Origin of the sequence: Pseudomonas sp. OG7 (assembly GCF_014192825.1) — a bacterium.
GTDB classification, from domain to species: domain Bacteria; phylum Pseudomonadota; class Gammaproteobacteria; order Pseudomonadales; family Pseudomonadaceae; genus Aquipseudomonas; species Aquipseudomonas monteilii.
In genome coordinates this window covers 13,058-33,819 of sequence record NZ_JACHYK010000001.1, presented here as the reverse complement: position 1 = coordinate 33,819, position 20,762 = coordinate 13,058, and the positions used below count along the sequence as shown (strand labels likewise).

The 20,762-nt window shown below is 62.2% G+C and carries 18 protein-coding genes; 7 read left to right on the top strand and 11 right to left on the bottom strand.

Annotation, left to right across the window (positions count from 1 at the left end; all coding sequences use genetic code 11):
• Positions 1 to 18: 18 nt before the first annotated feature.
• Positions 19 to 1,623: an EAL domain-containing protein gene (locus tag FHW75_RS00155; RefSeq protein WP_019099197.1), complete on the top strand. Its 1,605-nt coding sequence runs from the start codon at positions 19 to 21 to the stop codon at positions 1,621 to 1,623.
• 39 nt (positions 1,624 to 1,662) lie between these two features.
• On the opposite strand, the gene FHW75_RS00150 is transcribed toward FHW75_RS00155, so the two are convergent.
• Positions 1,663 to 3,444 carry a KinB sensor domain-containing domain gene (locus FHW75_RS00150; RefSeq protein WP_019099196.1) on the bottom strand — a complete coding sequence of 594 codons (1,782 nt, stop codon included), beginning with the start codon at positions 3,442 to 3,444 and terminating at the stop codon, positions 1,663 to 1,665.
• Entirely contained in the window at positions 3,441 to 4,787 is a 1,347-nt protein-coding gene (algB, locus tag FHW75_RS00145; RefSeq protein WP_183673011.1) for a sigma-54-dependent response regulator transcription factor AlgB, read from the bottom strand. Before algB ends, FHW75_RS00150 begins: the two co-directional genes overlap by 4 nt.
• 211 nt (positions 4,788 to 4,998) lie before the next feature.
• Between algB and FHW75_RS00140 the strand changes: the two genes are divergently transcribed.
• From FHW75_RS00140 to FHW75_RS00115, 6 genes are all read left to right on the top strand, one after another.
• Positions 4,999 to 5,820, top strand: a complete 822-nt coding sequence (locus tag FHW75_RS00140) for a BON domain-containing protein (RefSeq protein WP_183673009.1) — start codon at positions 4,999 to 5,001, stop codon at positions 5,818 to 5,820.
• Between the two features lie 174 nt (positions 5,821 to 5,994).
• Positions 5,995 to 6,285, top strand: a complete 291-nt coding sequence (locus FHW75_RS00135; RefSeq protein WP_183673007.1) for a hypothetical protein — start codon at positions 5,995 to 5,997, stop codon at positions 6,283 to 6,285.
• A gap of 42 nt (positions 6,286 to 6,327) precedes the next feature.
• Positions 6,328 to 6,489, top strand: coding sequence for a DUF1328 domain-containing protein (locus tag FHW75_RS00130; protein WP_003252966.1), 162 nt, complete (start codon positions 6,328 to 6,330; stop codon positions 6,487 to 6,489).
• 2 nt (positions 6,490 to 6,491) lie between these two features.
• Complete coding sequence (locus tag FHW75_RS00125) at positions 6,492 to 6,962, top strand: inhibitor of vertebrate lysozyme family protein (protein WP_016712856.1); 471 nt, start codon at positions 6,492 to 6,494, stop codon at positions 6,960 to 6,962.
• A gap of 745 nt (positions 6,963 to 7,707) precedes the next feature.
• Positions 7,708 to 9,036 carry a glutamate/aspartate:proton symporter GltP gene (gene gltP / locus FHW75_RS00120; protein WP_016712857.1) on the top strand — a complete coding sequence of 443 codons (1,329 nt, stop codon included), beginning with the start codon at positions 7,708 to 7,710 and terminating at the stop codon, positions 9,034 to 9,036.
• 121 nt (positions 9,037 to 9,157) lie between these two features.
• Complete coding sequence (locus FHW75_RS00115; RefSeq protein ID WP_019099192.1) at positions 9,158 to 10,387, top strand: nucleoside recognition domain-containing protein; 1,230 nt, start codon at positions 9,158 to 9,160, stop codon at positions 10,385 to 10,387.
• Here FHW75_RS00115 and FHW75_RS00110 read toward each other — a convergent pair.
• The 9 genes from FHW75_RS00110 to FHW75_RS00070 all read right to left on the bottom strand — a co-directional run bounded on the left by FHW75_RS00110 (position 10,369) and on the right by FHW75_RS00070 (position 20,538).
• Positions 10,369 to 11,004: an ABC-type transport auxiliary lipoprotein family protein gene (locus FHW75_RS00110; RefSeq protein ID WP_019099191.1), complete on the bottom strand. Its 636-nt coding sequence runs from the start codon at positions 11,002 to 11,004 to the stop codon at positions 10,369 to 10,371. The genes FHW75_RS00115 and FHW75_RS00110 overlap by 19 nt on opposite strands.
• Positions 11,001 to 11,939, bottom strand: a complete 939-nt coding sequence (locus tag FHW75_RS00105) for an MlaD family protein (RefSeq protein ID WP_183673005.1) — start codon at positions 11,937 to 11,939, stop codon at positions 11,001 to 11,003. Before FHW75_RS00105 ends, FHW75_RS00110 begins: the two co-directional genes overlap by 4 nt.
• A 3-nt stretch (positions 11,940 to 11,942) precedes the next feature.
• A complete protein-coding gene (locus tag FHW75_RS00100) occupies positions 11,943 to 12,734 on the bottom strand; it encodes an ABC transporter ATP-binding protein (protein WP_016712861.1) in 792 nt (263 codons plus the stop codon).
• Positions 12,731 to 13,864, bottom strand: a complete 1,134-nt coding sequence (locus FHW75_RS00095) for an ABC transporter permease (RefSeq protein WP_183673003.1) — start codon at positions 13,862 to 13,864, stop codon at positions 12,731 to 12,733. The genes FHW75_RS00100 and FHW75_RS00095 overlap by 4 nt, the downstream gene beginning before the upstream one ends.
• Positions 13,865 to 13,978: 114 nt before the next feature.
• The gene (locus FHW75_RS00090; RefSeq protein WP_019099188.1) at positions 13,979 to 15,001 is read right to left on the bottom strand and encodes a DUF5924 family protein; all 1,023 of its coding nucleotides are present in this window, start codon (positions 14,999 to 15,001) and stop codon (positions 13,979 to 13,981) included.
• Positions 15,002 to 15,096: 95 nt separating this feature from the next.
• Positions 15,097 to 16,503: a pitrilysin family protein gene (locus tag FHW75_RS00085; protein WP_025754197.1), complete on the bottom strand. Its 1,407-nt coding sequence runs from the start codon at positions 16,501 to 16,503 to the stop codon at positions 15,097 to 15,099.
• A gap of 28 nt (positions 16,504 to 16,531) precedes the next feature.
• Positions 16,532 to 18,190, bottom strand: coding sequence for a Na/Pi cotransporter family protein (locus FHW75_RS00080; protein ID WP_019099186.1), 1,659 nt, complete (start codon positions 18,188 to 18,190; stop codon positions 16,532 to 16,534).
• 198 nt (positions 18,191 to 18,388) lie between these two features.
• Positions 18,389 to 19,159: a TerC family protein gene (locus FHW75_RS00075; RefSeq protein WP_016712866.1), complete on the bottom strand. Its 771-nt coding sequence runs from the start codon at positions 19,157 to 19,159 to the stop codon at positions 18,389 to 18,391.
• Positions 19,160 to 19,230: 71 nt separating this feature from the next.
• Complete coding sequence (locus FHW75_RS00070; RefSeq protein WP_016712867.1) at positions 19,231 to 20,538, bottom strand: CitMHS family transporter; 1,308 nt, start codon at positions 20,536 to 20,538, stop codon at positions 19,231 to 19,233.
• Between the last annotated feature and the right edge of the window lie 224 nt (positions 20,539 to 20,762).

Genomic DNA, 20,762 nt, shown 5'->3' with positions numbered 1-20,762 from the left:
ATCAACTGGATGCCTTCGATGTCAGCTCTCATTTCTACGCTGCGCCAATTTTTTTACCGTCCCTGGATGCTGGCCACCTTGGCAGCATTGGCCAGCGCAGCACTTTTGCTTACTGCCAGCATCGGCATTGCCCTGCAGCAGATGAAGCAAAGCGAGAGCGAACAGATGAACGCCCAGGGCGAGCGTTTTCTCGACCGCCTCGAGCAGGTATTCGGCCAGTTGCGCGAAGGGGTCGACCTGCTGCAGGCCCAACCCTTGCGTGGCTGCAGCCCGGCGATGTTGGCGGCGTTGCAGCAGGTTGGCCTGAGTTCGCGGTTCATTTATGAAGCGGCCTATGTGGATGGTGACGTCGCCTGCTCCAACCGTGGCGATGAGCGGGCATTCGAGCCTTTGCGGGCACCCGACATCCAAGGGCCGACCTACAGCTACTGGTTGAACACCACGACCGAGCCGAACGAGAACCTGGCTGCGTTGATGCTGGGCCGGGGCAAGTTCGTGGTCTCCACCTCGCGTGGGCACCTGACCGACGTGGTCGACCTGCCACCGGGCGGCAGCCTGGTAGTGGTGCTGGACAACGGTGCCCGCGCCATACCCGTGCTCGGCCCGCCACAGGTGTGGCCGCCGCCCTCGGCCTGGTCGACCAGCCACAAGTCGTTGCTCGAACTCAGTGACCGGCTGATCTACCGCATGCCCACCAAGTCGCCGGATTACCAATTGGTGCTGATTGCCCCACGGGCCAGCCTGCCGTTGAGAATGAATGGCATGCTCTGGCTGCTGTTCCCTGGCAGCGTGTTGGCTGCCTGCTGCATCGGCTGGCTGGTGCTGCAGTTGATCCTGCAACGGCGGTCGATGAGCTCGGAGTTGCAGAATGCCTTGCGCCGTGGAGAGCTGCAGGTGCTCTACCAGCCGATCTTCGAACTCGACACACGGCGCTGTGTAGGCGCCGAGGCTCTGGTGCGCTGGCGCCGCCCGGATGGCACGCTGACCAGCCCGGACCTGTTTATCCCATTGGCGGAAAACACCGGGCAGATATGTCAGATCACTGACTTTGTCCTGCAGCGCGTCCTCGAACAGCTGGGGCAGCTGCTGCGGTCGCACCCCAAACTGTACATATCGGTGAACCTGGCCGCCTGCGATGTGATGGTGCCGCGTATTGGCCGGGTGGCGGCGCGCCTGCTGGCCCTGCACCGGGTGGCCGCTAGCCAGATTGCGTTCGAGGTGACCGAGCGCGGCTTGATCGACGTGGTGGTGGCACGTGACAACCTGCAGGCGCTACGCGCCGTGGGGCATCAGGTGCTGATCGACGACTTCGGTACCGGCTATTGCAGCCTGGCCTATCTGCAAACCCTGCCGGTGGATTGCCTGAAGATCGACAAGGCCTTCATCGATGCGCTGGGCCACGATGCCGCCAGCAGCGGGGTTGCCCCGCATATCATTCGCATGGCCCATGACCTGCACCTGCGGGTGATTGCCGAAGGCATCGAATGCGAGGACCAGGCGGTGTTGCTGAACAGTGAAGGGGTCAATTACGGCCAGGGCTGGCTGTTTGCCCGACCGCTAAACGCCCGGCAGTTTGCCGAGCTGGTGACCCGCGGGCAGTTGCCGCGTCGGGTTGAACATTGAGAAGTCCTGCGCCTGCGAAGAGGCCGGCACAGGCGATACTCAAACTGGCAGCGCCATGTAGAACTGTGTCCCCTGTCCTGGCCGGGAAAACACGCCCATGCGCCCGCCATGCAGCTGCACGATTTCCTTGCACAGCGCCAATCCTAGCCCTGCACCGCCCTTCTTGCGCCCTACCTGCACAAACGGCTCGAAAATGCGCCCTTGCTGCCCATAGGCAATCCCTTCGCCTGTGTCCTCGACGCTGATGATCACCCGCTCGGCATGCCGCCGCGCATGCAGGCGGATGCGCCCGCCGTTGGCGGTATGGCGGATGGCGTTGTGCAGCAGGTTGTCCAGAACCCGATCAAGTTGCGCAACGTCGGCCTGAATACGCGGGAGCGGTGGTTCAAGTGCCTTGACCAGTTCAACCTGCTTGTTTGCCGCCTGTTCGGCAAAACGCAGTTGTGCGCGCTCCAGCAATTCGTCGATGGCACAGGGGGCCAGGTCGAGTTTCTGCAGCCCGCTCTGGTAACGAGAGAAGTTGAGCAGGTCGTTGATCAGTTGGGTAAGCCGCTGCATTTCTTCGCCGATGGTTTCCAGCAAGTCATTCTCGCGTGCCTCAGGCGGAAACTTGACTCGCTCGCGCAACAGCCCGAAGGCCATGTGCATGCCGGTTACCGGGGTGCGCAGTTCGTGGGACGCGCGCAGTACGAACTCACTGCGCACGCGTTCGAAGGCCCGTTGCTCGGTCACATCGTGCAGCACCATCACCGCGCCAAGGATCGGCCCTTGCGGGTGGCTCACCGGGGTCAGGCTGTAGGTCAGCAAGCGCGTTTCTTCATCCACCTCCATGGTCAGGTCTTCCGGCGGGCGGTCCAGATTGCCACCGCGCAGCACCTGACGCAGCTGCTGCTCCAGCTCCGGCCGTCGCAGGGCTTCGGCCAGGCTGCTGCCCACGCGGCTATCATTCCAGCCCAGCTGGCGCTGCGCCACCGGGTTGAGGTGTTCCAGGCGGCCCTGGCGGTCGATGATCAGCAGGCCATCGTCGATGCTGTCGAGCACGGCCTGCAGGCGCTGCTGCCCGGCCAGCAGTTCGTCGACGTTGGTGGCCTGGTGCTTGCGCAAGGCATCGGCCATGATGCCAAAGCGGCGGGTCAGCTGGTTCAGCTCGGTGGCCTGGGTGACTGGCAGGGTGACGTCAAAGTTGCCCTTGCCCAGCTGGTCGGCTGCTTTGGCCAAGGCTTCGATCGGTTGGCCAAAACGTCGGGCGATGTTGTGCGCAGTAATGAAGCCCAGCACCAGCACCACAAGGCCCATCAGGCCAAGCACACCGCTGACCAGCAGGGCGCGGTCACGGCTGTATTCCTCGCTGCGGGTGATGAGGTCCAGCGCCTGTTTGTGGGAATCGATCAGGTCGGTACGCACCTGGTTGAAGGCGGCCCCCAAGGGGTGGTCGACACCCATGCTACGAGCGGGCGCGGGGCTGTCACGGTAGGCTTGCAGGAACGTCTGGTAGTTACTGCCGGCCTTGCTGAAGCCGGTGCGCTCTCCGCCTTGCTCCAGGCCTTGGTTCAGCAAGGCCTGGAAGTTTTCTTGCAGCAGCCGGAGGTTTTCCGGGGCCGTGCCTTCATCAAGGATCAGGGTCAACTGTTCGCCAAGGTTCTGCCGCAACTTCAGCCCCACTTCCAGGACGTGGGTGGTGTCACGCACCAGCTGCTGTTGCGCGGTAGCCATCTGCAGCACGCTGACCAGGCCCAGCAGCAGCCCGAGCAAGGCCACCGTGACCAGTGCCGAGATACTCAGGAAAAGCCGCGTGCGCAGCTTCATGGGCGGCCACTTCATAGGTTGTACTGCTTGCGCTTGCGGTACAGGGTGGAGGCGTCGATGCCCAAGGTTTTGGCGGCCTGGTCGAGGGTGTCGCTGGCAGCCAGCACCGCGCCGATGTGGGCGCGCTCCAGCTCGTCCAGGCTCAGCGCGGCACCGACACGCGGGGCATTGCCAGCCGGTTGTTCGCCCATCCCGAGGTGGCTGATTTCCACGCGCTCCTGCGGGCAGATGATACTGGCCCGCTCTACCACGTTACGCAGTTCGCGAATGTTGCCGGGCCAGCGGTAGTTGAGCAGGGCGTTGCGCGCTTCGTCGCTGAAGCCCCGGGCGGGGCGGGAGTATTCCTTGACGAAGCGGGCAAGGAAGCGGTCGGCCAGGGTCAGGATGTCTTCACTGCGCTCGCGCAGGGGCGGCAGGTGCAGGGTGATGACGTTCAGGCGGTATAGCAGGTCTTCGCGGAAGCGGCTTTCGCGCACCATCTCTTCCAGGTTGAGGTTGGTGGCGGCCAGGATGCGTACATCTGCACGCCGTGTCACGGGGTCGCCCACGCGCTCGTATTCCTTGTCCTGAATGAACCGCAGCAACTTGGGTTGCAGGGTCAGCGGGAAGTCGCCGATCTCGTCGAGGAACAACGTACCCCCATCAGCCTGGCTGACCCGCCCCAACGTGCTTTCGCTGGCACCGGTAAAGGCGCCACGGGTGTGGCCGAACAGTTCGCTTTCCATCAGCTCGGCGTTCAGCGACGGGCAGTTGATGGTCACGCAGGCTTTGCGGGCACGTTTGCTCCAGCCATGGATGGCCCGGGCCAACTCGCCTTTACCTGTACCGGACTCGCCAAGAATGAGGATGTTGGCGTCGGTGGTGGCGACCTGGCGGGCAGTTTCCAGCACCGCCATCATGGCCGGGCTGTGCGAGTCCAGGCCGTCCTTGGGTTTGCGCATTTCGCCTTCCAGGGCCTCCAGGCGCGCAGAAAGCTGGCGCACTTCCAGCTGCTTGGCGGTGGCCAGGCGCAACTGATCGGGGCTGCATGGCTTGACCAGGTAGTCGGCGGCGCCGGCCTGGATGGCATCCACCGCTGTATCGATTGCCGAGTGCGCGGTCACGATCACCACACGCATCCAGGGTGCCTGGATGCGCATCTGCGTCAGTACGTCCAGGCCGTTGTCCTCGCCCAGGCGCAAATCCAGGAAGCAAAGGTCGAACACCTGGCGCTGCAACAGCGTTTCGGCCTGGGCCGCGCTGTTGGCTGTGGCCACGCTGTAGCCTTCGTCTTCCAGGCAGTAGCGGAAGGTGCGCAGGATCGCGGACTCGTCATCCACCAGCAGAATGCGGCCTTGGTTGTCCTGGGCTGATTCCATTTCCTGCGCTCCTTAGGGATAGATCTTCATTTAGTGTGGGAAAAATCGGGCAAGTTGCATGGTCAATTCTGAAGGATTCTGCCCTTTGCATGCTAGCCAATGGCCTGATGCTTACTGCAGGCCGTGAAATACCATTGATTTGCTTAGAGGTATGCAGTGGCACATTGGTTGCGAAGGTTTTTACCTTTTGCCCAAAAAAGGAGGCACTGCCATGCTCTTTTCCTTGCGTACAGCCGTGTTCACAGCCGCCCTGCTGCCCGTTTTCACCCCGGCTATCGCCGACCCTGTGCGGGACGCGCGCCTGGAAGGCGCCCTGCAAACCGCCCTGTCTTTGAACCGCATGCTTGACCCGTTCCGTATCAGGGTTGATGTAGACGGCAAGCATGCACGGCTTTCCGGCGAGGTGGAGAACGAGGTAGAGCGGCAGCTGGCCGAAGATGTGGCCCGTGCCACACGGGGCATCGAACACGTGGAAAACCAGCTGCAGGTCAACGCCCGACTGGTTGAGCGTCCGTTGGCGCTACGTGCCTACGCCCAACGCCTGGAGGACGCCACCCTGGCGGCGGTGATCCGTGCCCGGCTGTTGTGGAGCCGCACCACCGAGAAGGCGCCTATAGAAGTACAAAGTAGCGAAGGCGTGGTGACCTTGCGCGGCAAGGTCGACAGCGCCGAAGCCAAGGAGCTGGCCGGCGTGATAGCGCGTACCACCGACGGAGTGTACCTGGTCAACAACCTGGTCAGCCTCGATACCGCCGCCATGGCCAAGGCCCGCGAAACACCGGTAGGGGCCCCAACGGGTCCACAGCCAGGCGACAGCTGGATCATCGACAAGATCCAGAACAGCTACCGCTTCAGCCGTAACCTCGATGGCCTGAAGCTGAAAGTTGCCATTGAAGCGGGCATGGTGCGGCTGTCGGGCGAGGTTGTCAGCGCTGAGCAGAAAACCATCGCCGTGGAGATCGCCCGGCAGATCATTGGCGTGCGCGGGGTGGATGCCGACCTGCTCAAAGTGGCGACGAAAGCGGAAGGCTGATCGTGCAATTCGCACGACCCCTCGGGCGGCATCGTGCAGGATACGTCCCTGTCGAATGTTTATGTTAATTATAAGTTATTGATTTTAAACGTATTTTTTAAAATCAAAAGGCTGGCATGCAGGCTGCAATTACCTGTTCAGGTTTGAACAAAAATTACAGCAGGAGGAGCCGGCATGAACCGCCAATCCGTCAACCGCTCGCAGAACGTCGCCCTGCCCCTGCGCCAGATGTTGTCTGTCGGCATGGCGCTGCTGCTGACCTTGGCCGCTGGCCTTTTCTATTACAGCTGGCAGACCGCGCGTGTGGCTGAGCAAGTGGCAGCGCAGACTGCGCTGTTGACGCAGATTCAGGCGACCCGTGCCAATACCCTGGTCAAGGCAGCTGAGCCATCGCCTGCCGGCCAGGCCTCCGCCTCACCGGCCACCCTGGAAAATGTCGTACCCCAGGACCGTTGGGTCTTCTGACCTGCCGGCCGCACCGATTCTGAAAAAGAAAGGAGAACCACCATGCTGAGCTGGGCTATCACTTTCCTCATCATCGCCATTGTCGCTGCCGTACTGGGCTTCGGTGGTATCGCGGGCGCTGCGACGGGTATCGCGAAGATCCTGTTCATTGTCTTCCTGGTGTTGTTCGTAGCCTCCTTCTTCTTTGGACGTGGACGAGGTTGAAGATGGGCAGGAAGCTTTTTACAGCCCTGGCTGCCGCCCTGATGCTGGGTGGCAGCGCGGCGGCGATGGCGGCCAATGACGGCCAGGTCCGGGTCGACCAGTTGCTCGGCTCGGACCCGGAGTACCGGGAAACCTGGCAGGACACGATCAAAGGCGAGGAACGCCTGCCCGATTGGGTGGTCAATCTGACCGGCAGTTCCCAGCAGCAGATGTCCGCCACTACCGAAGATGGCGACAAGTACCTGGTCGGTGCGTTGTGCGAGGCACAGGACAACTGCACCTACAAGCGGCTGATCGTTGCGTTCAGCTGGGACAAGGAGGATGCCTACGGGATGCTCGTGGAGGTACCCGAAGGCTTGCCGAGCGACAAGTCGCCTACACGCCACGCGCAATATCGCTGGCTGGGCGACCCTGACGACGGCATGAAGGCGATGCTGCAGGAGCAGCTTAAGCGTGACCCGAACTGGTACTGAGCATTTATTGCCGGTACGGATGAAAGGTCATCGACTGTCACGTAATAGAAGCTGAACCTTTCTATATTTCAGCCTTCTATGATGCGCCGCCCCGAGGAGGGGCAGCACATGACCAAGGGGCCGGGCTGTTCTGATTGTTTCAGGATCGGAGTGGCCTAGGGGTACAGGGAGTGCCTCCAGCGATGGGCCGGGTCAGGAAAGGCGGAATCGGAAGTATCAGGTCGGCGGTGTCAAAGGGATACCTGGCCAGACCTGACTTCCGAGGAGCCATGTAGGAAACGCCCTCTTCCTTGCGCGATTTCATCCTTGAGACACATTTTGTCTCGACCGTACATCAAATTTTTTTCGGCCTTGCGAGCCCTTCTTCAAGTGGTATTTCGGCCATTCGGATTGTCGAACAAGCCATCTTTCATGCCCTTTGTGTACGGTCAAATCTGCCGAAAAATGGCGGTTTGGTCTTGTTCGGGATTCCGAACGTTATAAATCAAGCACTTGCGAACCCTCTGTTTTGGCATGAATCACTATGCATGATCGGCATGGGTCATGCGCTTCCGGCATTAGATTTCCCCCTTTCCCATCGCAATAGTTGCCGCCTTTTTCGCTGGTCAGAGCGCCCTGTCGCTCGCCTGCGGTGTCCTTACATGAAGTCGCCAGATGGGTGCGCTTGAAGCCAGAGGCCTTGCCGATGGCTCTGTTACGCGTGTTTTCGTCGGGTGCCATGACCACTAGAACAAAGGGTAAAGACATGAAGAAGGCAAAACTGAGCCTCGCCTGGCAGATCGTCATCGGTCTGGTCCTGGGCGTTGCAATCGGCGCGCTACTGAATCATTTCAGTGCAGAAAAGGCATGGTGGATCAGCAACGTCCTCCAGCCCGCCGGTGACATCTTCATTCGCCTGATCAAGATGATCGTCGTCCCGATCGTGATTTCGTCGTTGATCGTGGGTATCGCCGGGGTTGGCGATGCGAAAAAACTGGGCAGCATCGGCCTGAAGACCATCATCTACTTCGAAGTGGTGACCACCATCGCCATCGTCGTGGGCCTGGTGTTGGCCAACCTGTTCCACCCGGGCGCCGGCATCGACATGAGCACCCTGGGTACCGTGGACATCTCCAAGTACCAGGCCACTGCGGCCGAGGTACAGCATGAGCACGCGTTCATCGAGACCCTGCTGAACCTGATTCCGTCGAACATCTTCGCAGCGCTGATGCGTGGCGAAATGCTGCCGATCATCTTCTTCTCGGTCATGTTCGGCCTGGGCCTGTCGAGCCTGCAGGCCGAGCTGCGCGACCCGCTGGTACGCACCTTCCAGGCCGTATCGGAAACCATGTTCAAGGTCACCCACATGATCATGAACTATGCCCCGATCGGTGTGTTCGCCCTGATTGCCGTGACCGTGGCCAACTTCGGCTTCAGCTCGCTGCTGCCGTTGGCCAAGCTGGTACTGCTGGTGTATTTCGCCATCGCCTTCTTCGCCTTCATGGTGCTGGGCCTGGTTGCCCGCGTGTTCGGCTTCTCGGTGATCAAGATCATGCGCATCATGAAAGATGAGCTGATTCTGGCCTACTCCACCTCCAGCTCCGAAACCGTGCTGCCGCGCGTGATCGAGAAGATGGAGAAGTACGGCGCGCCGAAGTCGATCTGCTCGTTCGTGGTACCGACGGGCTACTCCTTCAACCTCGACGGTTCGACCCTGTACCAGAGCATCGCGGCCATCTTCATCGCCCAGCTCTACGGTATCGACCTGTCGTGGAGCCAGCAGCTGCTGCTGGTGCTGACCCTGATGGTCACTTCCAAAGGCATCGCTGGTGTGCCGGGCGTGTCGTTCGTGGTGCTGCTGGCCACCCTGGGCAGCGTGGGCATCCCGCTCGAAGGCCTGGCCTTCATCGCCGGTGTCGACCGCATCATGGACATGGCCCGTACCGCGCTGAACGTTGTAGGCAACGCCCTGGCTGCGTTGGTCATCGCTCGCTGGGAAGGCATGTACGACGCTGCCAAGGGCGAGAAGTACTACGCCTCGCTGATGGCCGACAAACAGGAAGCCGCAGTGGTTGGCGAAGCCGCCAAGCGCTGAACCTGATTGCTGTCCCAAAAAGCCCCGACTTGTCGGGGCTTTTTGTTGTCTGTCTGGATCGCAGGCCCCGGTACAAGCAACTTCCGCTATCATTCGGGCATTTTTCAGGGGGAATACGCGGATGCTCAACGGCCTTTGGCTTGGCTTTTTCCTGGTGGCGGCAGTGTCCGCCCTGGCCCAATGGCTGGTAGGTGGTAATGCCGGGATCTTCGCGGCAATGGTCGAAAGCATCTTCGCCATGGCCAAGCTGTCGGTCGAGGTGATGGTGCTGCTGTTCGGCACACTGACCCTGTGGCTGGGCTTTCTCAAGATCGCCGAAAAGGCCGGTATCGTTGAATGGCTGGCCAAGGTGTTGGGCCCGCTGTTCGCCCGCCTGATGCCGGAAGTGCCGCCCGGCCACCCTGCCCTGGGCCTGATCACCATGAACTTCGCGGCCAATGGCCTGGGGCTGGACAATGCCGCCACGCCGATTGGCCTGAAGGCCATGCGTGCGCTGCAGGAGCTCAACCCCAGCAGCACTACGGCCAGCAACGCGCAGATCCTGTTCCTGGTGCTCAACGCCTCGTCGCTGACGCTGCTGCCGGTGACCATCTTCATGTACCGGGCCCAGCAAGGCGCGCCAGACCCGACCATGGTGTTCCTGCCCATCCTGCTGGCCACCAGTGTCTCGACCTTGGTCGGGCTGCTGTCGGTGGCGGTTATGCAGCGCCTGCGTCTATGGGACCCGGTGGTGCTCGCCTACTTCATTCCCGGCGCGTTGCTGCTGGGAGGCTTCATGGCGTTTCTCGGCACCCTGTCGGCCGCCGCGCTGGCCAGCCTGTCGTCGGTCCTGGGCAACCTCACACTGTTTGGCGTGATCATGCTGTTCCTGGTGATTGGCGCCCTGAAGCGGGTCAAGGTGTATGAAGCCTTTGTCGATGGGGCCAAGGAAGGCTTCGATGTGGCCAAGAACCTGCTGCCCTACCTGGTGGCGATGCTGGTAGCGGTGGGTGTACTGCGTGCTTCAGGCGCGCTGGAGCTGGCCCTGGACGGTATCCGCCATGCGGTGAACTGGCTGGGCCTGGACACCCGCTTCGTCGAGGGCCTGCCCACAGCGCTGGTCAAGCCGTTCTCCGGCAGCGCAGCGCGGGCCATGCTGATCGAGACCATGCAGACGCAGGGTGTAGACAGCTTCCCGGCCCTGGTAGCGGCGACCATCCAGGGCAGTACTGAAACGACCTTCTACGTGCTGGCCGTGTACTTTGGCGCGGTGGGTATCCAGCGCGTGCGCCACGCGGTCGGTTGCGCACTGCTGGCCGAGTTCTCTGGCGTGGTCGCAGCGATCTTCGTCTGCTACTGGTTCTTCGCCTGAACTTTGCGCTGTGCCTGGCTGGCCTGGTCGACGGTCCAGGTCACAACGTGCCCCACCAGCTGGTCGCTGGCCTGGCCGAAACCGGCGACCACCGCTGACACCTGCTTGTCGGCCAGCGGCTGGCGGACCTCGAAACGCTTGCTGGCGAGGATGCGCTGGTTACGGCCCTGAACCAGCCGAGCGTCATAGCGAATCACCACCTCCACCGCGCCGCCCGGGCGGTACTCACTCTGGAATGCCTGCAGCTCGCCAGCCAGCTCGTAGTCGGCCTGCAGGTTGCTGTCGTCGGCGCTCAGGCGCTGTACCTGGCCATCACGCTGGAAGCCATCGAGCAGGCGATTGCGCAGCAGCACCGGGGCGGCATCGCTCCAGCGTGCACCTTTGTAGCTGCTGACCACATCGCCCTGTGGAATCACGGCAATGCGCGGGCCGGCCAGCACTTCACTGGCCAGCGGCTTGTTCAGCCGCAATGACCAGTCCAGCGGCGCTGCGGTGCGGCTGGGCTGGTTAACCGGCAAGCGATAGAGGTCGACGGGCTCGCTCTTGGGCAGGATCGAGCAGGCACTGGCCAGGCTCAGCGCGGCCGCCAGGGCCAGCAGGCGCAGCGACGGTTTCATGGCTGGAACTCCTTGTTGTTGTCGCGGCCGAGCAGGTAGCCGCTGGGGTCGGCCTCCAGTTGCCGGGAAATACCTTTGAGTGCGTTAAGGGTTTCGCGCAGTTCGCGAATGGCAGGTGTGAGCTGGTTCAGGCCCTGGGCGCCGTCGCCGATGGCCTCGCTGTTGTTTTTCAGCAGATTGTTGATGGTGGCAGTGCTTTCGGCCAGCGACTGCATGGCCTGCTCGGCGCTGCCGATCGCCTGTTTGCCTTCGCTGCCCAGCAGCCCGTTGGCATTGCGCATCAACGTTTGGGTTTCGACCAGGGTGGCGCTGGCCTGCTTGCCTACCAGCACCAGTTGCTCAATGGCCTCGGCGATGCTGCCGTGCTGGCCGGCGAAGGCGCCGGTGGTCTTGTCGAGGTTGGCCAAGGTGCTGCTGAGGTGGCCGATATTGTCTTCGGAGAACATCTGGTTGGCGTTGTGCAACAGCATGTTGATGTTGGTGACCAGGTCGCTGCTGTCATTGAGCAGGCGCGAGATGGGCGACGGCGAGGCGATGATGACCGGCAGCTTACCGTCCTTGCCCTTCAGCTCGGGGCTCTGTGGCGTGCCGCCGCTGAGCTGGATGAACGCGTTGCCGGTTACGCCGGCCAGGGTCAGTTTGGCCTGGGTGTCTTCCTTCACCGGGGTATCGCCGCTCAGACGAACGCGGGCCAGTACCCGGCGCGGGTCTTTCGGGTCCAGGCGCAAGGTGGACACATCGCCCACCTTGATGCCGTTGTACTGCACCGGGCTGCCACGGGACAGGCCGGAAACGGCCTCGTTGAACACCACTTCGTAGTCCTTGAACGCGTCATCGACACTGGACTTGGTCAGCCACAGGCCAAACAACATGGCGCCGGCCACCACCAGGACGGTGACCAGGCCGATTAGTACGTGATGGGCTCGGGTTTCCATTGCTCAGCGCTCCTGCCCGGCACGGGTGGCGGCCTGCTCGGCTGCACGCCCGCGGGGGCCATGAAAGTATTCTTGAATCCAGGCGTCGTTGGTCTGCTCGACTTCAGCCAGCGGGCCGGCCACCAAAACCTTCTTTTGTGACAGCACCGCGATGCGGTCGGTGATGGTGTACAGGGTGTCGAGGTCGTGGGTGATGAGGAACACCGACAGGCCAAGGGCATCGCGCAGGGTAAGGATCAGCTGGTCGAACGCGGCAGCGCCGATCGGGTCCAGGCCTGCGGTGGGTTCATCGAGGAACAGGATGTCAGGGTCCAGAGCCAGGGCTCGGGCCAGCGCGGCACGTTTGATCATGCCCCCCGACAGCGAAGACGGGTACTTGTCGGCGGCGGATATCGGCAGCCCGGCCAGGGCCAGCTTAACGCCTGCCAGGTGTTCGGCGTCGGCGCGGGACAGCCCGGCGTGTTCGATCAGCGGCAAGGCCACGTTCTCGGTAACGGTCAGCGAAGAGAACAGCGCGCCCTTCTGGAACAACACGCCAAAGCGCCGCTCGACCAGGGAACGCTGCGCTTCACGCAGGCCGGCGAGGTCCTGGCCAAACACCTTGATCTGCCCTTCGTTGGGCCGGCGCAGGCCAATGATGCTGCGCAGCAGCACCGACTTGCCGCTGCCCGAACCGCCTACCACGGCGAGGATTTCGCCGCGGTACAAGTCCAGGTCGAGGTTTTCATGCACCACCTGGCGGCCGAAGCGGTTGCAGATGCCGCGCGCCTCGATAACGGTTTCCTGGCCACTCACCAGCCCATCTCCATGAAGAACAGGGCAGCCACCGCGTCCAGCACGATGACCACGAAAATCGATTGCACCACTGCCGATGTTGTATGCGCGCCTACCGACTCGGCGCTGCCACTGACCTTGAAGCCTTCCAGGCAGCCGATGGCCGCGATAAGGAAGGCGAAGAACGGCGCCTTGGCCAGGCCCACCAGGAAGTGCTGCACGCCGATGTCGCTTTGCAGCAGTGAAAGGAACATGGCCGGTGAGATATCCAGCGTCAGGGCGCATACCACTGCGCCACCGACAATGCCGCAAATCATCGCGACGAAGGTGAGCAGTGGCAGTGAGATCAGCAGTGCAAGTACCCGTGGAACCACCAGCAGTTCCATCGGGTTCAGGCCCAGGGTGCGGATGGCGTCGATTTCCTCGTTGGCCTTCATCGAGCCGATCTGCGCGGTGAACGCGCTGGCGGTGCGGCCGGCCATGAGGATGGCGGTGAGCAGCACGGCGAACTCGCGCAGAAACGAGAATGCCACCAGGTCGACCGTGAAGACCGTTGCACCGAAGTCGGCCAGCACCGTGGCGCCGAGAAAGGCCACCACCGCACCCACCAGGAAGGTCAGCAAGGCGACGATAGGGGCGGCGTCCAGGCCGGTCTGCTCGATGTGGGCCACAACCGGGGTAATGCGCCAGCGGTGTGGTTGCAGGGCTCGACGCAGCAAGGTTTCGAGGATCACGCCGACAAAGCCCAGCAATTGCATGCTGTCCTGCCACAACGTGCCGACGGCGCGGCCGATGCGTTCCAGCAGCAAGATCAGCACATTGCGCTCGGGTTCCTTGACCGGGATGCAGTAGTCCTGCACCGAACAGTAAACGGTCTTGAGCAGCGCACGGCTGGCTTTGGGCAGGTCTTGGGTGCAGTGGGACAGGCGCTCGGAACCCAGCAGTTCGGCCAGCAACGAGGCGCCCGCAGTGTCCAGGCGGCCCAGCTGGCTGAGGTCGGCGACGGTGTCGGGGGTGGACTGCGCTCGCAGGCGTTCGCTCTCGCGCTTGAGGCTGGCGTAGTGCGCCAGGGTCCAGTCACCGGTTATACGCAGGCAGGCCGGTTGGCTGCTGGTGTCCAGGGTGGCACTGGGGGGGGGCATTGGCTCCATGCTACTGACTCGGCGCTAAGGCTTTGGGGCTGATCATAGCGCAGCAGGCATGGGCTGTTTGGTGATTATGTGCTGTCTGTTGGGTTTGGAGGCCGCAAAGCGGCCCCCATTCAATCACTGCGCCGGCGCGTCATCGACCACCTTGAAGCGCAGCACGCCAATCACTTGGCCATCCTCGGTCAACACCCGCACCTGCCATTTGCCCACCGGGTTTGGCGGGAAGTTCTGCTTGTGGGTCCAGGCCCGGTAGCCTTCCTTGCGCCCGCCGTGGATGTCCAGAGCGATGCGGTCGACCTCTTTGCCGTCCTTCTGCCACACGTGGTAAATCCGCTCGTTCAGGCCGCGTGGTGCGTTGATGGCGGTGTAGGCATACAGGCCGCTGCTGCGAATGCGGCTGGCGGCTATTTCGTCCAGCGAGTCGCCCGGTTGGCGATTCAGCACTTCGGTGCTCACCGCCACTTCGGTCATCCACAGGGTGGCCGGCGGCACCCAGGAACGCAGCAGCCAGCCCCCGGCACCCACCGACAGGGTAACCAGCACCAAGGCGACGCCGCGCCGCCAGGTATTGATCGGGAAGCTGCTGGCCAGGCTGGGGAACGACAGGGCCATGGCGGCGATCAGGGCCAGCTTGAAGCTTTGCGCGGTGGTCAGGTGCAGGATGATCGGCAGCGCGGTCAGCAGGGCGGCAAACAATGTCAGGGTATGCAGCGCCAGGAACAGCCAGCGCCGAGGCGCCAGCCACTTGTAGTACAGCGGGTCGATGATCGAAATCAGGCCTGCGGCGCCGAGCAAACCGGTAAACACCAGCTGGCCGCTGTTCCAGGTGGTGGTGATGAAGAAGAACGGCAGCACGAAAAACAGCGTTTCCTGGTGGATCATCTGCGTCGCGTAGCGCAGCAGCGGCTGCGGGATTTCGCGATTGAAGGTGCGGGCGAACAGGCCGGTCAGGGTGTTCTCCAGCATCAGCCAGACCCAGCTGATCAGCATGAGCACGGCTACCCAGCTTGCCAGGCCAGCTTGGCGGTCGACCAGGATGAAGCTGCCGATACCAGAGAGGAAACCACAGAGCGCGATGATGCCGGGGTAGCGTTTGAGCAGTTCGATGATGCGCAGGACTATGCGGGGTATTTGGGGCATTAGGGGCTACAACAGAAAGGATGAGGTGGCTGTGCCGGGCCTCTTCGCGGGCATGCCCGCGAAGAGGCCGGTACTGGCAAAAGGATACCGCTGATCTACCGTTCTCGTGTAGCACCACTCGGCCGTTGCGGGCCATGCCGCCGCCAGCGCAGCAACCCGGCCGCCAATATCACCCCCACCACCAGCGCGGCCAGCCCGTACAGCTCGTCATAGCCAAGCAACGGCTTCTCGATACGCAAGTAACCCTCTTCCTTCAGCAATGCCTTCAGCGCCTCATTGGCCTGCTCCAGGCTAACCTGTCGCAACTTGCGCACCGGGTTGGCAAAGCGCCCGTCGGTGTAGTCGTTCAGCGCCCCCCAATAGTAGTCGGCCAAGGCACTGTTGCCCTGGGTGCTCCAGCTTTCCTTGGCAACGCTGGCGTCCTTGACGCGGGCGAAGGTGTCCGGGTCGAGGCCTTCCTTGCGCAGGTGCTCGAACAACGCCCGCATCACCTTCACCGCCTTGTCGATGTCGTCGCGTTCCAGGTCGGCATTGAGGCTGAGCAGGCCGGTATCGCCAAAGCTTTCACGCTGCACCGATGGCCCGTAGGACAGCCCGTTGCGCAGGCGTAGCTGGTCGTACAGCGCCCAGTCCAGGTAACGCGACAGCAGGTCGAGGGTGGCCTGATGGTCGTTGTCCAGGACCGGCTCGATGAACAACCAATGCAGCTTGACGCTATCGCCCAACCAGCCCCGGGTCAGGTCGCGGCGCTGCTCGGCCTGCTGGGTAATGCTTTCCAGGTTGCGGCGTTCTTCCGGCTCGGTGGCTGGCAGTTCGCCAAAGGTGCGTTCCAGGTAGGCTGGCAGCAAGCGATCGAGGCCGCCGACCATGATCAGGGTCATGTTGTTGGCGGCGTACCAGCGGTCACGCAAGGCTTGTACCTGCTCCAGGGTCATGTCGTCGATATTGGAGCGCTCCGGACATTTCAGGCCCAGCTCGGTCGCCAGCTGGTCACTGGCAGGGTGGCCGATATCCTGGCGGTCGAGCCAGCGCTGCAGGTGCCCATAGTGGCCACCATCTTCGCGCTCGATGATGCGCTTGGCGGTGACCAGGGCTTTGTCATCGATACGGGTGTCGCGGATTACCGCCAGCAGCAGGTCGAGCACTTTTCGCTGGTTGCGTGCGGGGGCTTCGATGACAAACGTGGTGTCGGCGCTGCTGGTGTAGGCATTCCACTCGCCGCCGAGCGATTGCAGGCGCTCTTCAAGGCCGCCCTCGCCGGTTTCGTCGATGCCGCTGAACAGCAGGTGCTCAAGCAGGTGCGGCAGCTCTTTCTGTTCGCAATCGAAGTCGTCCAGGCCCACCCCGACCACCAGGCGAATCGCCACATGGTCGCGCTCGTAGCCGTTTTTTAGAATGACCTGCAGGCCGTTGGGCAGCAGGTAGCCCTCAACCCGCGAGCGGTCGAGGGCCAATGAGGGCAGGCTGCAGATCAGCAGGCAAACGAACATCAGGCAACGCATGGGCGAGCTTCGGTCCTCAGGTAGGCATTCACGGCAGGCGGGCTTCGTCCGGCACACTGTCGAGCATCAGCCCGCCGGTGTCGGAGCCGCCCAGTACCACATAGGCACTGCTGCAGAACAAAGAGTTCAACCGCTTCATGTCGGCGATCAGCTCCAAGTGTAGCGAACTGGTTTCGATGCTTTGCACCACCTTACGCTGCAAGCGGCTGACGTGGGCATGCGCCAGGCGCCGTTCCTGGGCGCGAAAACGGCGTTTTTCCTTGAGCAGCAAGCGGGCGCTTTCCGGGTCGGCGCTAAGGAATACCGACAGGCCAAGGCGCAGGTTGGCTAACAATTGCTCTTGCAGCCCGGTCAGCTCTTCCAGCCCCACCTGGGAAAACTCCCGGCGCTGGCTGGTTTTCTGCTGCTGGACCTTGCGCAACATGCGCTCGATGAGGTCGCAGGCGAGCTTGAGGTTGATGGCCAGCTCGATGATCTCGGCCCAGCGGCGGTTGTCCTGCTCGCTGAGATCTTCGCGCGACATCTGCGCAAGGTAAAGCTTGATGGCGCTGTACAGGGCGTCGGCATCCTCACCCAGGGCGCGAACCTGCTGTGGCAGGGCAGTCTGGGTGCCGCGCAGGGCCCCCAGCATGGCTTCAAGCAGGCTGTCGACGATATCGCCCAGACGCAGGGTTTCGCGGGCAGCGTTGGCAAGCGCCAGGCTGGGTGTTTCCAGTGCCGAGGCGTCGAGGTGGCGCGGTCGGATCTGGCCGTTGCCGTTTTCCCGCTCGGGCAGCAGGCTGTTGCACAGCCGGCCCATGAGTTTGACCGTGGGCAGCATGAGCAGGCAGCGCAGGGTGTTGTAGAGCAGGTGGAAGCCGATGACCAGCTCTTGCGGGCTGAAGCTGAGCGAGTCCATCCACTCCACCAATGGGTGCAGCACAGGGATGATCAGCAGCAGGCCGATCAGCTTGTAGAGCAAGCTGCCCAACGCCACACGGCGCCCGGCAGTGTTCTGCATGCTGGTGCTGATGAAGGCCAGTAAGCCGCTACCGATGTTGGCACCGACCACAAGGCCAATGGCCACCGGCAGGCTGATGACCTCGGCACCGGCCAATGTTGCGGTAAGCAGCACGGCGGCGAGGCTGGAATAGGAAATCATGGCGAACATGGCGCCGACCAAGGCGTCGAGCATGATGTCGCCGGTCAGCGAAGCAAACAGCACTTTCACGCCTTGGGCGTGGGTGATCGGCGCAGCTGCCTGCACGATCAGCTCCAGTGCCAGGATGATCAGGCCAAGCCCGATACCGACACGGCCCAGTTGGCCAGCCCGTGTCTGCTTACGTGAGAGGAAGAAGATCACGCCCAGGAATATCAGCAGGGGTGATAGCCAGGACAGGTCGAAAGTGAGTACCCGGGCCATCAGCGCGGTACCCACATCGGCACCCAGCATGATCGCCAGGGCCGGGGTCATGGCCATCAGGCCCTGGCCGACGAAGGACGTGACCAGCATGGCCGTGGCGTTACTGCTCTGCACCATGGCCGTGACCAGTATGCCGGCAATGAACGCCAGCGGGCGCTTGTCCATGTTCTGGCTAATGATGCGCCGCAGGTTCGAGCCGAACACGCGGAGAATGCCGGTACGTACGATGTGGGTGCCCCAGACCAGAAGCGTCACGGCCGAGAGCAGGTTGAGCAGGGTCAGCATGGCGAAAGCCCCCTGTTGCACTGGCCCAGCGGGCCAAGAAAAGAAACGTGAGCGTTTGAAGAATTTTCGGTGCTCACTCAAAGCTTTAGTTGTTTTGCGCAGCTGTCGCCAGCTTCGCATGGCTGTCATGTGTTTGAAACCGATCAGACATGAAAAAGGGCCCTGCGAAGGACCCTTTGTGGTTTGCGCTTCCTGGTCTTACTGACCCGGAATGTCCTTGCGCAGTTTCACCGGCTCATGCTCTTTGCCTTCCTTGCGGGCCAGGGCGGTGCGCATGCGGATGTTGATGGCTTCCACCGCCAGCGAGAAGGCCATGGCGAAGTAGACGTAGCCCTTCGGCACATGCACCTCGAACGCTTCGGCGATCAGCACGGTACCGACCACGATCAGGAACGACAGCGCGAGCATCTTCAGCGACGGGTGCTTGTCGATGAAATTGCTGATGGCGCCGGCGCACAGCATCATCACCAGCACGGCAACGACGATGGCGGCAATCATCACCGGTACGTGGGAAACCATACCCACCGCAGTAATTACCGAGTCCAGCGAGAACACGATGTCGATGATGGCGATCTGGATGATGGTGTAGAAGAACTTGCCGCCCGCACCTTTCGGCTCTTCGGCGTTTTCGTCCTCGCCTTCCAGGCCGTGGTAGATCTCTTGCGAGCTTTTCCACAGCAGGAACAGGCCACCGAAGAACAGGATCAGGTCACGTCCGGAGATGCCTTGGCCGAACACCACGAACAGGTCGGCGGTAAGGCGCATGACCCAGGTAATCGATAGCAGCAGCATGATACGGGTGACCATGGCCAGGGCCAGGCCGAAGATCCGGGTGCGTGGCTGCATGTGCTTGGGCATGCGGCTGACCAGGATCGAGATCATGATGATGTTGTCGATACCGAGGACGATCTCAAGCGCGGTAAGGGTGAAAAAGGCAACCCAGATTTCCGGGCTGGTCAGCCATTCCATGTGTTTTCCTTCGAACGATAAAGGCGACACGCCCCTGTCGAGGCGCGTCGCGTCAGACTAATACGCGTTTATTAAAGACTACTGAACAGCGGGAAAATGCCCATCAGCAGCGCGGCGAACATTATGCACAGGCATACCAGCACTGCCCACTTGAGCGTGAAGCGCTGATGATCGCCAAACTCGATGCCGGCCAGGGCCACCAGCAGGTAGGTCGACGGCACCAAGGGGCTAAGCAGGTGAACCGGTTGCCCGACGATCGATGCACGGGCCATTTCCACCGGGGTGATGCCGTAGTGGCTGGCGGCTTCGGCCAGTACCGGCAGCACGCCGTAGTAGAAGGCATCGTTGGACATGAAGAAGGTGAACGGCATGCTCACGATCGCGGTGATCACCGCCAGGTAAGGGCCCAGTGCTTCGGGGATGACGGCCAGCAGGCTCTTGGACATGGCATCGACCATGCCGGTACCCGACAGGATGCCAGTAAAGATACCGGCGGCGAAGATCAGCCCGGTCACGGCCAGCACGCTGCCAGCGTGGGCGGCGATGCGATCCTTTTGCTGCTGCAGGCACGGGTAGTTGACGATCATGGCGATGCTGAAGGCAATCATGAACAGCACGGGCAGCGGCAGCACACCGGCAATCAGTGCGACCATCAGGGCAGCAGTCAGGGCACCGTTGAAGTACAGCAGTTTGGGCCGGCGCGCGTCAGGGTACTGCGAAACGGTAATTTCGCTGTGGTCGATGTCGTCAGTCGGCAGGTGCAGTTCACCCAGGCGGGCACGTTCACGTTTACCGTACATGTAGGCGATGGCCAGAATTGCCAGCACGCCGAACAGCATGGCCGGGATCATCGGTACGAAAATGTCCGACGGGTCTACGTGCAGGGCACTGGCGGCGCGGGCGGTCGGGCCACCCCACGGCGTCATGTTCATCACCCCACCGGCCAGGATGATCAGGCCGGCCATGATCCGCGGGCTCATGCCCAGGCGGCTGTACATCGGCAGCATGGCGGCGCAGCAGATCATGTAGGTGGTGGCGCCGTCACCGTCGAGCGAGACCACCAGGGCCAGCACGGCGGTACCGACAGAGACTTTAAGCGGGTCGCCCTTGACCAGTTTGAGGATCTTGCGCACGGCCGGGTCGAACAGACCGGAGTCGATCATCAAGGCGAAATAGAGGATGGCGAACATCAGCATCACACCGGTGGGCGCGAGCTTGCTGATGCCTTCGAGCATCATGGGGCCGATCTTGGCGGAGAAACCGCCGAACAGGGCGAACAGGATCGGTACCAGAATCAGCGCGATCAAGGCCGACAGGCGCTTGGTCATGATCAGGTACATGAAGGTGATGACCATGGCAAAGCCGAGGAAGGTCAGCATGGCAATACTCCAGGCGTGGCGCGGCGAAAGGAATGTCGATTCGGGCGGATCAGCGCGTCGGGCGCTGCGCAGGGAGCATGCGGAGGGGGACTGCAGAAAGGCGGGCACAGGAATACATCAGAATCACCATTGTTGTTGTTGATTGGGCCGGGCTCGGTAATTACCGGGTGCCCTGGCTGACCGGTCTTGTGCCGGTAGTGGGGGCTATCCTATGAGCGCAAGCT

Bases quoted from the DNA above. Each gene is read 5' to 3' on its own strand.
- FHW75_RS00155 (WP_019099197.1), top strand. From the start codon at position 19: ATGTCAGCTCTCATTTCTACGCTGCGCCAATTTTTTTACCGTCCCTGG.
- FHW75_RS00150 (WP_019099196.1), bottom strand. From the start codon at position 3,444: ATGAAGTGGCCGCCCATGAAGCTGCGCACGCGGCTTTTCCTGAGTATC.
- algB (WP_183673011.1), bottom strand. From the start codon at position 4,787: ATGGAATCAGCCCAGGACAACCAAGGCCGCATTCTGCTGGTGGATGAC.
- FHW75_RS00140 (WP_183673009.1), top strand. From the start codon at position 4,999: ATGCTCTTTTCCTTGCGTACAGCCGTGTTCACAGCCGCCCTGCTGCCC.
- FHW75_RS00135 (WP_183673007.1), top strand. From the start codon at position 5,995: ATGAACCGCCAATCCGTCAACCGCTCGCAGAACGTCGCCCTGCCCCTG.
- FHW75_RS00130 (WP_003252966.1), top strand. From the start codon at position 6,328: ATGCTGAGCTGGGCTATCACTTTCCTCATCATCGCCATTGTCGCTGCC.
- FHW75_RS00125 (WP_016712856.1), top strand. From the start codon at position 6,492: ATGGGCAGGAAGCTTTTTACAGCCCTGGCTGCCGCCCTGATGCTGGGT.
- gltP (WP_016712857.1), top strand. From the start codon at position 7,708: ATGAAGAAGGCAAAACTGAGCCTCGCCTGGCAGATCGTCATCGGTCTG.
- FHW75_RS00115 (WP_019099192.1), top strand. From the start codon at position 9,158: ATGCTCAACGGCCTTTGGCTTGGCTTTTTCCTGGTGGCGGCAGTGTCC.
- FHW75_RS00110 (WP_019099191.1), bottom strand. From the start codon at position 11,004: ATGAAACCGTCGCTGCGCCTGCTGGCCCTGGCGGCCGCGCTGAGCCTG.
- FHW75_RS00105 (WP_183673005.1), bottom strand. From the start codon at position 11,939: ATGGAAACCCGAGCCCATCACGTACTAATCGGCCTGGTCACCGTCCTG.
- FHW75_RS00095 (WP_183673003.1), bottom strand. From the start codon at position 13,864: ATGGAGCCAATGCCCCCCCCCAGTGCCACCCTGGACACCAGCAGCCAA.
- FHW75_RS00090 (WP_019099188.1), bottom strand. From the start codon at position 15,001: ATGCCCCAAATACCCCGCATAGTCCTGCGCATCATCGAACTGCTCAAA.
- FHW75_RS00085 (WP_025754197.1), bottom strand. From the start codon at position 16,503: ATGCGTTGCCTGATGTTCGTTTGCCTGCTGATCTGCAGCCTGCCCTCA.
- FHW75_RS00080 (WP_019099186.1), bottom strand. From the start codon at position 18,190: ATGCTGACCCTGCTCAACCTGCTCTCGGCCGTGACGCTTCTGGTCTGG.
- FHW75_RS00075 (WP_016712866.1), bottom strand. From the start codon at position 19,159: ATGGAATGGCTGACCAGCCCGGAAATCTGGGTTGCCTTTTTCACCCTT.
- FHW75_RS00070 (WP_016712867.1), bottom strand. From the start codon at position 20,538: ATGCTGACCTTCCTCGGCTTTGCCATGGTCATCACCTTCATGTACCTG.